Annotated in this window: 11 protein-coding genes; 2 read left to right on the top strand and 9 right to left on the bottom strand. The window is 34.5% G+C overall.

What is annotated here, in order from left to right; genetic code table 11:
- Nucleotides 1-46 precede the first annotated feature (46 nt).
- The 3 genes from ACN6MX_RS08615 to ACN6MX_RS08605 all read right to left on the bottom strand — a co-directional run bounded on the left by ACN6MX_RS08615 (nt 47) and on the right by ACN6MX_RS08605 (nt 3816).
- The gene (locus ACN6MX_RS08615; RefSeq protein ID WP_419962212.1) at nt 47-1423 is read right to left on the bottom strand and encodes a HAMP domain-containing sensor histidine kinase; all 1377 of its coding nucleotides are present in this window, start codon (nt 1421-1423) and stop codon (nt 47-49) included.
- Nucleotides 1420-2094 carry a response regulator transcription factor gene (locus ACN6MX_RS08610; protein ID WP_419962211.1) on the bottom strand — a complete coding sequence of 225 codons (675 nt, stop codon included), beginning with the start codon at nt 2092-2094 and terminating at the stop codon, nt 1420-1422. Before ACN6MX_RS08610 ends, ACN6MX_RS08615 begins: the two co-directional genes overlap by 4 nt.
- 69 nt (nt 2095-2163) lie before the next feature.
- Nucleotides 2164-3816 carry a diguanylate cyclase domain-containing protein gene (locus tag ACN6MX_RS08605; protein WP_419962210.1) on the bottom strand — a complete coding sequence of 551 codons (1653 nt, stop codon included), beginning with the start codon at nt 3814-3816 and terminating at the stop codon, nt 2164-2166.
- A 358-nt stretch (nt 3817-4174) separates the two neighbouring features.
- Between ACN6MX_RS08605 and ACN6MX_RS08600 the strand changes: the two genes are divergently transcribed.
- Nucleotides 4175-4720 (top strand): GNAT family N-acetyltransferase, encoded by a 546-nt coding sequence (locus tag ACN6MX_RS08600; RefSeq protein WP_419962209.1) that lies wholly within the window; start codon nt 4175-4177, stop codon nt 4718-4720.
- A 39-nt stretch (nt 4721-4759) separates the two neighbouring features.
- Here ACN6MX_RS08600 and ACN6MX_RS08595 read toward each other — a convergent pair whose 3' ends face one another.
- Nucleotides 4760-5836: an undecaprenyldiphospho-muramoylpentapeptide beta-N-acetylglucosaminyltransferase gene (locus tag ACN6MX_RS08595; RefSeq protein WP_419962208.1), complete on the bottom strand. Its 1077-nt coding sequence runs from the start codon at nt 5834-5836 to the stop codon at nt 4760-4762.
- A 47-nt stretch (nt 5837-5883) separates the two neighbouring features.
- Between ACN6MX_RS08595 and ACN6MX_RS08590 the strand changes: the two genes are divergently transcribed.
- Entirely contained in the window at nt 5884-7245 is a 1362-nt protein-coding gene (locus tag ACN6MX_RS08590) for an MATE family efflux transporter (RefSeq protein WP_419962207.1), read from the top strand.
- Between the two features lie 223 nt (nt 7246-7468).
- On the opposite strand, the gene ACN6MX_RS08585 is transcribed toward ACN6MX_RS08590, so the two are convergent.
- The 5 genes from ACN6MX_RS08585 to ACN6MX_RS08565 all read right to left on the bottom strand — a co-directional run bounded on the left by ACN6MX_RS08585 (nt 7469) and on the right by ACN6MX_RS08565 (nt 12569).
- Entirely contained in the window at nt 7469-8320 is an 852-nt protein-coding gene (locus tag ACN6MX_RS08585) for a CAP domain-containing protein (protein ID WP_419962206.1), read from the bottom strand.
- 160 nt (nt 8321-8480) lie between these two features.
- A complete protein-coding gene (locus tag ACN6MX_RS08580) occupies nt 8481-8741 on the bottom strand; it encodes a hypothetical protein (RefSeq protein WP_419962205.1) in 261 nt (86 codons plus the stop codon).
- On the bottom strand, nt 8734-9639 hold the full coding sequence (locus ACN6MX_RS08575) for a CobW family GTP-binding protein (protein WP_419962204.1): 906 nt from the start codon (nt 9637-9639) through the stop codon (nt 8734-8736). The genes ACN6MX_RS08580 and ACN6MX_RS08575 overlap by 8 nt, the downstream gene beginning before the upstream one ends.
- A 63-nt stretch (nt 9640-9702) precedes the next feature.
- On the bottom strand, nt 9703-11184 hold the full coding sequence (locus tag ACN6MX_RS08570; protein ID WP_419962203.1) for a S41 family peptidase: 1482 nt from the start codon (nt 11182-11184) through the stop codon (nt 9703-9705).
- Nucleotides 11185-11669: 485 nt separating this feature from the next.
- Nucleotides 11670-12569, bottom strand: a complete 900-nt coding sequence (locus tag ACN6MX_RS08565; protein WP_419962584.1) for a helix-turn-helix domain-containing protein — start codon at nt 12567-12569, stop codon at nt 11670-11672.
- Between the last annotated feature and the right edge of the window lie 18 nt (nt 12570-12587).

Here is a 12587-nt window from a genome sequence, read left to right as displayed (position 1 = left end):
AAAAAAAAGGAAATAGTCTAATTTTTTATACTTTTACACTGAATGATTATTCACTTGTTAATTTAGGGAATAAAATGGAAAATTTTGTCCATTTATCTTCTTCACTAAATACGGAAATCGTACCTCCATATTCAATTACCAAGCTTTTGACTATGCTTAAGCCCAAACCTGAACCACCTTTATTTTTAGTTCTAGCTTCATCTGCAATAAAAAAGCGATCGAAAATTTTAGGCAGCATGGATTCTTTAATGCCAACTCCATTATCTTCCACTGTAATCTGCACCTTATCTGCTTGATTTACCGCTATCACTTTAATATACGGTCTTTTATCGTTGTATTTTATTGCATTTTCTATTAGATTACGCAGAATTTGCTCTAAAGCAGTAGGCGGAACAAGAACATTTACTTGTTCATCTCCTTGGATTTCAATTGTTGTCTCTGGTGATAAATGTAAATAGTTTTGCTGTAACTGTTGAAGGACTGATATTACAGAAGAAGCTTCCCAATTATTACTATGCTCATTTTTTGCTAGCTTTAACATTTCTTCGATTAATAATTTCATTTTTTGAATTTCTGAGAGGGATATTTCTAGAGACTCATCTAAAATAGAGCGCTCCTCTTTTCCCCAGCGATTTAATAACGATAAATGCCCCTCCACTACCTGTACGGGGGTACGTAATTCATGGGATACATTATGGATAAATTCGTCTTGTCTCGTAATCGTTTTTGATACTTCGCCCATCAATTCCTTGTAAATTTTTAGTAGCTCTCCGATTTCATCTTCATTGTCATATTGGAAACTCACTTTTTTGGAAAACTTAGTCTGTTTTGCTAGCTGCATTTCATCTCTCAGTTCTTTAATAGGTCTTAGTAAAATCGAAGATAACATAAAGGCTATTAAAGCTGATAGTAAAAGCGCTATGAGTGCGAATATGCCCATGGCAATTAATATATAATTCATAAGCTGAGAAAAGCTTTCTAAACTGTGTGAGATTTGTACATATCCTTTAAACAAGCCAAAGTCTATTTCCGCTACTTTATGAAAAACTGCTTTTCCATTTATTTCTTCTCTTACAAACTTCTCGGTTTGAAGTGAGGAGGATTTCGGGAAATCACTAGCATCATTAATTCTGAGAATTTCAATACCATCTTCATTCAATATACGAACTGATTGCTTTTGATTGACCAATTGATTGAGTAGCGTTCTATTTTTTTGAATATCCTGAATGGAGATGATGGGACCGTTAGTTTTGAAAAAATGAGTAACTTCATCTAGTGTATTCTGTGCAATTTTTTCTTCTGAAATTTGCAGCCAATTGAAAAGAGAAAAATATAGTATAATACACATCATTAGAAAGCTTAAAAATATGGAAATAGCTGAAGCATACGTCCATTTACGTTGTAAAGTCCAATGTTTGATCATCTCATCACATACCCTACGCCTCTAACTGTCTCAATAATAGCTGCAATTTCGGCAGGTAGTTTTTTTCTGAGATGCCTTATATATACATCTACTACATTTGTTTCAACTTCGACATCATACCCCCATACTTTTTCCAAAATAGCATCTCTAGACAGCACCATATTATAATTTTCCATTAAATAGACGAGCATATCGTATTCAGTTTTCGTTAGTTCAATCTCCTTTCCTTTATAGAAAACTTGATGAGCTTTCTGTACTATTGTTAGCCCCTGGATTGTCAATTCACTCTTTATGTTTTCTAAAGAGGGCACTATCCTTCTAAGAACAGCTCGTATTCTTGCCAATAATTCCTCAATAGCAAATGGTTTCACCACATAGTCGTCAGCTCCAGTCTCTAAACCGGAAACTCGATCTATAATGGCATCTCTTGCTGTAATAAGAATAATAGGAGTACTTTTCTTTTTTCGCACTCTTCGACAAATTTCCAATCCATTCAAATTTGGCAGCATGACATCGATTAACATCAGGTCATAAGCATGATTTAAAGCTAGATCTGCTCCTTCACGTCCATCGTGAGAAACGGTAACTTGAAAATTCTCATGCTTTAACTCTAGCTCCACAAACTTAGCAATATTAACTTCATCTTCAATTAGTAGAATATGTTGCGTCATCTCTTCCATCCTTTCTATTATGGTTCCATTATATATAGCATAGCCTAAATGAAAGAAAAAGCCGTCCCATTAAGTATGAACGGCATTGGTATATATAAAATTGTTCTTACCGTTTTTCTTGGCCGTATATAGCGCTTGATCTGCATTTTCTAATAGCTCATCTATTGAAGACCCATCATTCGGAAACATAGCAATCCCGATAGAAGAGGTAGGTGAAAAGTAAAATTCATCTATGGCCCAACCTTCACGTAATTTTTGCTGAATTGTTAGAACAATTTTTTCAACTGTATTGCTTCTCCCATTCACATAATCTGCTATTTGATCAATGATTATGACAAATTCATCTCCACCAATTCGATATACATTATACTTATAGTGTAAACTAATCTGAATCTTTTCAGCGAAATGAGTTAAAAACTGATCTCCTACATCATGTCCATATCGATCATTAATCGCTTTAAAATTATCCCCATCAATATACAATAAGCCGACATTTGGAAACTTCGAACTAACAGAAGAAATACAAACTGGAAAATCTTCATAAAAGGAACGCCGATTAGGTAGACTAGTTAAACTATCATGATAAGCCATAAACTTCAGTTGATCTTCTAAAGCTCTTTTCTCTGTAATTTCACGTGATACAATAACAAACCATTTTTCTTTCTCGTCATCTACTGTGCTCTCTACTGTAGTAACAGATGTATCTGTCCAAATAGAGTTTCCATCCTTTGTTTGCAGGAGAAGTTCTACTCGGAACTTATCTAACATTTTTAACTTGGAGAAATTTACTATTTCAGCTTGACTAGTTACCAATTTAAAATAATAACTACCAAGCAATTCTTCTTTATCATATTTTAAGATTGTTTCGTGACTTGGTGATGAATAGAGTAAGTAGCCTTCAGCATCTGTTATTGCTATTAAGTCATTAGAATGCTCCGTTATCAATTTGAAAGAGCGCTCAATATTTCGTAAGTCGTTCATCATGCGTTTCTTTTCCGTGTCATCAAATTGTATAGTTAAAAATTTTTCAATTTGCCCTAAATCATTTTTAATAGGCACAATAGTCGCGTTTACCCAAAAAAAGGATCCATATTTTGTTCGATTTCGTATTTGACCATGCCAAATATCCCCATTATATATCGTTTCCCACATATTGATAAAAAAGGATTCATCATGATAATTCGAATTTATCATATGAAATGTTTTTCCTATTACTTCTTCCTTTAAAAACTTAGTTGTAGTTTCAAATAATTCGTTTACTACTTCAATTATTCCATCTCGATTTGTCATGGCAACCAAGGCAACTTCATTAATAGCTTTACGATAATTTTCTAAAACATAGGTAGATTCTTTCATATTTTGTGTCCGAGAAACTTCTTTCGTTGTAGCTAAAATATATGTAGATCCACTGTCGAAAATGGGTATAGCTGTTGTTTCATTAATATGTGTTTCACTTTCTATATTATGATGATCTTGGTAGCAAACAGATTCTTTTTGCATGCATGCACGATGATAATGTTGAATAATGGTTTTACTATGAAATTCACTAAAGCAATCATCCAGTGATTTCCCTATAGGATTGTCCGTGAAAAGCTCCTCTGCTTTTTTGTTGATAAACTCATACACATAAGAAGAATCTTTTTTACGCATAAAGAACACATATTCATTAGCTAAATCATATAATAAATGGAATTGATTATGGTTTAAGAAAGATTGAGACATCTATTTAAAAACTCCTGTCAAGTTCTATACTAAGTTAATATAATCATATGTATTTAGGAAGAAACATACAAGCATTTAAGATATATATTTCAAAATATTTTTTACAAAAATTTAATTATTTTTAAAATACTTTCTACTATGCAAAATAGAAAAAACAAAGTATATTATAAATGCAAATAATTTTATAAGGCAAAGTTCGCTTTGCCGAGGGAAGGCAAATGGTGCGCCACCAGTTTTGAGCTGGTCCTAGTAGGTTCGATTCCTACCCCGAAATTTTTTATGCACGATGAAGTGAAAAATTTCAGGGGAGCTAGGATGACTCTGCTCATTTATTGGTTCTTTTTAGGGGGCGCTTTTTTTGATAAAAAAACGAGATTTATTCGAATGTACATCTCTTTATGAACTTATGTCAGAACCAACTATTTTGCCTTTTGTACGTCAAAAAGCAAGTTCAGCTGATGAGTATATGTTTATAACAAAACAGTTGATGGAAGAAGAAGAAAAAGGAACCGTTATTTCTCGAACAATTGTTAGCGATTTTGGTCAACCAATCGGAACAATTAATCTGTTTGATGTAGATAATGGGGCAGGTTTTTTAGGAACTTGGATCGGCTGTCCGTTTCAAGGTCTTGGATACAACAAAAAAGCAAAAGAACAATTTTTACAGGAACTTTTCTTTGAATTAGATATTCATACGGTATTTTTACGAATTCGTAAAAACAATGGTAAAAGTATTCGTGCCACGGAAAAACTTAGATATGCATTAAAAGCAAATGAATCACATCCTTCTATCTATGAAGAGATAAATTCTATAGATGAAGTATTTGATCTATACTATATACCAAAAGATTTGTTCCACTTAGTACTTATGCAACAAGAAAACGAAGAGGAACAAGCAATGTAAAACAAACACCCGTCACTTTACAAAAGTGACGGGTGTTTGTTATTTTTGGTAAGTTAGTAATAGCTCCACAAATTGCTCTGGTGTTTTAGAAGAGTTAACTTCGAACATACGATCGATCATTTCTTCCTTTTCATCAACCATATGATTTATAGAATCCATAAATGTAGTAGCTGTAAGGTTTTCCTCTTCAAGTACATATGCAAATCCTTTTTTCTCAAAGTATCTTGCATTCAATACCTGATCCCCTCTACTAGCATGGATTGACAATGGAATAAGTAACATAGGTTTTTTTAATTCTAGAAACTCGAATATTGAGTTTGAGCCTGCTCGGCTAATTACATAATCAGACATTTTCATCAAATGAGGTAATTCATCTGTAACATATTCAAATGCTATATAATTTGGTTTCCCGACTAAAGATTCCTCTTTGTTACCTTTTCCACATAAATGGATAAGTTGAAATCTGCGTGTAAGCTGCTCGATATTTTGTTTTATAACATCATTTATTTTCGCTGAGCCTTGACTACCACCCATAATAATAATCGTTTCTTTCGTTGCATCAAAACCTGTTAGATGTTCTGCAATCTTTTCATCACCATGAAATAAATCTGGACGCAATATTGCTCCTATTGATGAAGCCTTATTATCTGGTAAGTGTCTTAGGGTCTCCTCAAAAACAGTGAAAATATGCTCAGCAAACGACGAGGCTATTTTGTTAGCAAGTCCTGGAGTTAAATCTGATTCATGAATCACTACTGGTATATTAGAAAGTTTTGCTGCAAGCACTACAGGTACAGATACAAAACCTCCTTTTGAAAATACGATTGAAGGTTTCACTTTTTTTAGTACGGATAAAGCCTGTAATGTACCATACAATACTTTAAATGGATCGGAAAGGTTTTTCAGTGAAAAGTATCTTCTTAACTTCCCGTTTGAAATAGGATGGTAAGGTATTTCAGGAAATCTTTCCCCAATGATTGTTTTTTCAATTCCATTATATGATCCAATATAATGGACATTATATTTTTTCTCTATTAACTCGGGTATTATGGCTTCATTTAAAGAAACATGGCCAGCCGTTCCCCCACCAGTTAATACTATTGTGTTATTATTCATTCATAATCTCCTAACTAATTTTATAACTTTAAAGGATGTATGCCAACATGTACGAAATGAGAACTCTACCAGAAAAAAGTAAGTATATGATTAAAATCGTCTTGCCGATATTAATCACACAAATTGCACTCTATTTAATGACCTTCTTTGATATTTTAATGACAAGTAAATATAGTATTAAGCATTTAGCTGGTGTATCTATAGGTTCTTCTTTATGGGTACCTGTATATACCGCCTTAACCGGTATATTAATAGGCATTACGCCAATTGTAGCACAATTAATTGGTGCAAAAAAGAAGAAAGATGTACGTACCTTTGTTCAACAGGGATTTTATATTGGAATAGTACTAGCTATTATTGTTTTTTTAGGTATTTTTCTGCTAATTGACCCAATCTTAAATTTAATACCTCTTGAAGATAGTGTACGCATCGTAGCAAAGAATTATTTGTTAATGCTGAGTATTGGACTGATTCCATTATTTTTATATAGTGTCTTACGCTCTTTTATCGACGCTTTAGGAAAAACAAGAGTTTCTATGTTCATCACTCTATTATCTGCGCCAATTAATATTGTTTTAAATTATTTGCTTATATACGGAAAATTGGGCTTTCCAGAGTTAGGAGGGGTCGGAGCAGGACTAGCTTCTGCAATTACTTACTGGCTTATACTACTTATCGCAATTATTATTGTGCTTCGGAGTAAGCCCTTTGTTATTTTTGAAATCTTTCACAGCTGGGCTAAGCCGTCTTTAGATAAAATACGTACACTTCTAAAAATTGGAGTTCCCATCGGAATATCTCTTTTTGCAGAGACAACTATATTTTCGGCCGTTACCATACTGATGAGTGTATATTCAACTGAAGTAATTTCCGCTCATCAAATAGCCATGAATTTCACTTCACTGCTATATATGGTGCCTCTGAGCATTGCAATGGGTGCTACGATTTTAGTAGGGCATGAAATTGGAGCAAAACGCTTTTCAGACGCACAAGCCTATAGCTGGTTGAGTGTGGTAACAGCAATATGCTTTAGTCTAATTTCAATTTCTATTTTGTTATTATTTAGAGAGCAAATTGCCTCTGTGTATACGGACGATCGTTATGTCATCGAATTGACCATTCAATTTTTCTTCTTCGCTGCATTGTTCCAATTATCTGATGCAGTCCAGGCACCAGTTCAAGGGGCATTACGTGGTTATAAAGATGTGACGATGACATTTATCATGGCTATCATTTCCTATTGGATAATTGGATTACCTACTGGATATATTCTAGCCAACTATACATCGTTTGAGCGCTTTGGATATTGGATAGGATTAATCGTAGGATTGTCTATAGGGGCAATCACTCTTACTACAAGACTTATTTATTTACAGAAGAAACTGAAAAAGGACTCCCTCTCCTCCTAGTGGAGAGAAATAGATTATTTTCTACCCAGATGTGCGCTGCTGCACACTCCAGCGGGAACCGCAGGAGCATATGATTTCGCAGTGACGAGGAGATTGAAGCCGTGCCCGCGGAATGCGTCCGCGTGAAACGGAAATCATAGTATCACTATCTCCTTCCAATACCTTTCTTCCATCTGTTAATGTATACAAAAAAACGACGCAAAATGCGTCGTTTTTGTTTTGATTATTTGCCGATGAATTGTTGTGTCCAATAATAACCACTATCAGATAACCCTACTCCGATATGTGTGTATGAACCATTCATAATGTTAGCTTTATGACCTGGAGATTTCATCCATGCATCTACAACTTCCGCTGGGCTACGTTGACCCATCGCAATGTTTTCTGCTGCAGATTTATACGTAATTCCAAATGATTTCATTTGATCAAATGGTGATCCGTAAGTTGGACTTGTATGAGAAAAATAGTTTTTATTTTTCATATCTTGAGATTTTGCTTGTGCTGACTGAGTAAGTTTTGTATCAATTTGAAGTGCTTTTAGTCCAGCCTTAGCACGTTCATTGTTAGTTAAATCGACAACCTGTTGGATTTCAGAAGTAACTTTAACCTCTTCTTTCGCTTCAGCAGTCGGCTCTTTAACTACTGGTGCTTTTTCTACATTTTCCTGAACTGGTGTAACTGGTTGTTTAACTACTGGTTTTTCTTCAACTGGTTTAGCTGGAGTTACCACCTCTGGTTTTTTTACTGGTTCCGCTGGTTTCTCAACTTCAGGAATCGGAGCTTTTTCTTCTGTTGGCTTTTCATTTTCTACAACTACTGGTTTTTTATCTACTTGATTAATATCAATCTTAGTTAAATCCTTAAGATTTAGAAGCTTTGCAAATGATAACTGCATATTGTAATTCCATTTTACTTTATAGGAAAGGCTTTTTGGAGCGTCCCAATTGTAGGTAACGGATGTCTTTGCCTCGGAAGTAGTTGGTGACCCAGTATTCATAGATGCGCTAGCTGTATTGGCAGAGATTAATAATCCACTAGCTAAAATTCCAGCCATAATCGTATGCTTTTTATTCATGTTTCATTTCCTCCTTCTTTTGTGCTCCCCTATTGTAAACACAAAATCGAAAGAAATTTTCCCATAAAATATTCCAAAGAAACCAATTGGATCTTTTTTTCTTTAAAATCTACAAGTCTAGCAAAGGGTTTTTGGATAACTTAACCACTTTGCTAAAATATTAGCTATGATATTCGGTTGACAATTTTTTAAATTCTTCCATATATACTTCAAGCATCATTTGCTGCTGAGTATCTGATAGCTTACTATTTTTAATACGATCAGTAGCAAGACTGTACTTTTTTTGAACAGATAACCTAGCTCTAGGGTGAGTAAATTCATCTAATAGCTCAGATTGGATGATACTTCTGATCTCTTCTTCCGTTTGAATTTTACTTACTGACTGACGGTTTTGATAAAGTAATTGGAACGCTTTAATCATTTGGAGTGTTTCCTATTACAACGATAGATTCTACTTGGTCTCCAATAATAACAATTTGAGGTGGCATTTTAATGTACTCCGGAAGCCACTGCACCATACCGTAAGCATATTGAAACAGATAAGGATTTTTATGTCCTTTTAATGGCACATAGCCCTTCATACGATAAATAGTGTCAGATAGTTCTCTAACCCATTGTTCAAACTCTTCCTTGCCGACTGGCTCAGAAAAGGTGTGTAAACGTGAAGATAATGAAAGCTGTTTTCCAATTGCCGCTTGTTGGATTTCCTGACTATGATAGGTTGCTTCTAGATTTGTTATCATTTTTAAAGGCAACTTAGCATTTGATGTCTGAATAATAGGAGCGTGACTATTTAAACCTTGAATTTGCATCGTTATCGCAGCTATTTCATCATCAGAAAGGAGATCTATCTTATTTGCTACTATTAAATGCGCATGTTTAATCTGCTCCAAAAACAACATACGTGTCTGAGGGGTCATTTTGTCTCTATCTAGCCATCTTTTACAATCTGCGACAGTAATAATACCCTTCATATTTAATCTACTAGCAAAATAGGGGGATAACACCGCATCCATAGCTTCGACAGGATGGGCAGCACCTGTTGTTTCGATTAGTAGTATATCGAACTCTTCTCCTTCTAATAGCATTTGTAGTTGTGCTTCCATTTTTTCGGCACCCGTACAGCATATACATCCTTCTAGCATTTCTTTTATCGGTACATCTTCGTCCACTGAACGACTATCGAAGGGTAATTTCCCTAATTCATTCATGATTACAGCTGGCTTTAGCCCATCCGCTTTCAATTGTTCAATTAAATGAGATAATAGCGAAGTTTTCCCACTTCCTAAAAATCCACTTAATAGATAGACATCCTTCATATTGATTAACTCCCTTAATATCGTTGAAAAAGCTGACCATAAGGCCAGCTCCCATTCAACTCTTTATTTGTCCAACAAGTCTGTTACAATTTCTTGTGCTTTTAAAAGTTGTGGATCTTCTTCTAAGATTTTAGCTCTTAGTTTATCCATCAATAGATAAGACGTTTCTCCATCTATATCCCCTGATACAACAAGTTTGTTGTCCGATTGGAACTTTTTCACTGCGGTATTCATCTGTTCATCAAAGTTACCATCCACTTCACCCACATTGTATCCTACTGCTTGAAGCATTTCTTCTGCCGTTTTAACAGCTTCTGATGATTGGTTTGTTTTCAATGTTACAGTAGTATCTAAAGGAGGTAGCATAGCATAAGATGGATATTCCACAACGTAATCCGGAAGAATCCCTATGTCATGAATCCAGTTTCCATCTGGTGTTAACCATTTAGCAGTTGTGATTTTAATATTTGAACCATCTGGTAAATCATTCACTGTTTGAACAGTTCCTTTACCAAAGGAATTTAAGCCTACTAATGGAACATTTGCTGATTCACTTAAAGCGCCTGCAAGAATTTCTGATGCCGAAGCACTACCTTCATCAATGATTAGGGTAACAGGTACATCGACGCGAGTCCCAGGCGTAGCTACTGTAACCTCTTTATTATTTTGAATTTCAATTTGCAGTAGGTTTTTCCCTTCTTCCACAAAAAGATTAGAAATATCTATTGCAGAAGATAGCAGACCTCCTGGATTTTGACGAACATCAAGCACTAATGCTTTCATACCCTCTTTTTCCATAGAGTCGATTGCTGTTAGCAATTCTTCATACGTGTTTGTAGAGAAACTAGATATTATAATATGTGCTATTTGATCATCCAACATTTCTGCATAAACCGTTTCAATCGGAATATCGTCACGTACTATAGTTACTTCCATTACGGCATTGGTACCTCGTTGTATAGATAGCGTTACTTTCGTCCCTTTATTTCCACGAATAAGTAATACAGCTTCGGACGCACTATATCCTTTAATATCTTTACCATCTACTGCCATGATTTTATCGTTTGGCATCAATCCAGCTTTTTCAGCGGGTGAGTTTTTAATGGGAGACACGATGTTAATAACACCGTCTCTTTCTTGAATCTCTGCACCTATACCTTGAAAGCTAGAAGATATATTCTCATTGAATTGGGAAGCCTCATCTTGGTTCATATAATCGGAATATGGATCCTCTAACGCATCAATCATCCCATTAATAGCACCATTGATCACTGCTTCTTCATCTACTGCTTTATAGTATTCTTCCTCTAATTTATCATATGCCAAATACAATTTAGAGAACTCAGAGCGCTCTTTCTGATTAACCGGGTTTACGTTTACAACCTTTTCATCACCCCATGTTAATGCAATCATAGTAACAGCAGCAGTTGCAACTACTAGGGCAAAAATACTTAATAGTAAAACAAATGGTTTCATTTTTATATATTTCGATGCTGGTTTTATTTCCGTTATCTCTTCTTCATTATTTTGTTTTTGTTCGTCCAAATTCCTTCACCCTTTTCAGAAAAAACTTCCCTTAATAATATATGTAGAATTTAATACTTTAAGTCATCTCTTCATTTTAAAAATAGACTGTCATATATATGACAGTCTATTTATGATTGTTATCTAATTCAAAGCCAAAAAATAATTTAGTCTTGAATAGCTGCTTCTAAAGCAACGACAATCATATCATTGAACGATAGATACTATTAAGAAAAATCAAGCACTGTCAAAGCGTTGATTTAGCAGTATTTAGTTTTTCTTATTCTATCATTAATATTCATACAACGTCTTTAAAATGATTAACTTTTCATTGCTTGGTCACTTTTTGGTCACCTGGTGACTAAGCAAAAAAGAATGTAGTACCTTAAGTATTAAATTCTTTTTAATTATACGACCCCAAAAAACATATAGCAACCGTAAGGAAAAATAACCTATTATCTGTAAACATTTTGATCACTCTATTAGGGTGGTCTTTTTTTATTCTTTTACCATAATAACCAGTTGTCTAAGTTTGAATGATGACTACTACTATTAACTTGTGGATGCCCCTCAACCTCTTCCAACCAGTTGTAAAACTTCACAGATTTACTCACACGAGGTTGTTCTTCCACAAATGATATTGTGGATGTCTTCCTATTATAACGCTCTATCGATTTATTATAAGCTCCTACGAATGCACTTCGTAATGTCTTAGTAAGAGTCAAAGTACCATCTGCAATATCACTAATAAGCTTGAAAATAATATTCTTAGCTTTTACGAAATCAGATACAGTTTTTAGATCAGTAGCTAACACCGCTTTATGCAGCTGATCCTTTAATTCATCTTTCATTGGTAAGCTGTTCATAAAATTGAATAACATCTGCTGGTACTCATTCATGTATGCTTTTTTATTTTCTTCCTGCTCATGCAATTCTTCTGAAAGACTATATAAATCTTTTGCTTGTTTAGAACTTAAAAGATTAAAAGATTTAATGCTTAGGTTTTGTGATTGTGGAGGACAACCCACGTCATTACTAGCTTCAGCGACCTCTACTCGTTGTGTCACATTCGATGTGTCATCATAAGGTAAAATTTTATAAATACTTGCTCCTTTGATTCCATTCAGCTTAGTTTGTGTTACCTTTTCGATAATCTTTAACTCTACTAATTTCTTAATTCCTCTCATTACGGTGCTACGAGAAGTATTAGTTTTGTCTGCAATTGTCTCAGCTTTTAAATGTGATGCTCCTGGGTACATTAATGAACGTCCAGCAATCATGAAAACAATGGCACGTTCCGATGTTGTTAAATCTAATCTGTATTTATCGATATGCTTTTTTACGTTTGAATCCATGTCCTCCACAGATTTGAATGTCACATGGTCTGATAAGTATTCGAATGCCATTGTTTTCACCTCGCTTTC

The sequence above is a fragment of the Psychrobacillus sp. BM2 genome (genome assembly GCF_048572895.1).
GTDB lineage: Bacteria > Bacillota > Bacilli > Bacillales_A > Planococcaceae > Psychrobacillus.
The sequence above is the reverse complement of the archived record's forward strand: the minus strand, read 5'-3'. Positions and strand labels throughout refer to the sequence as shown.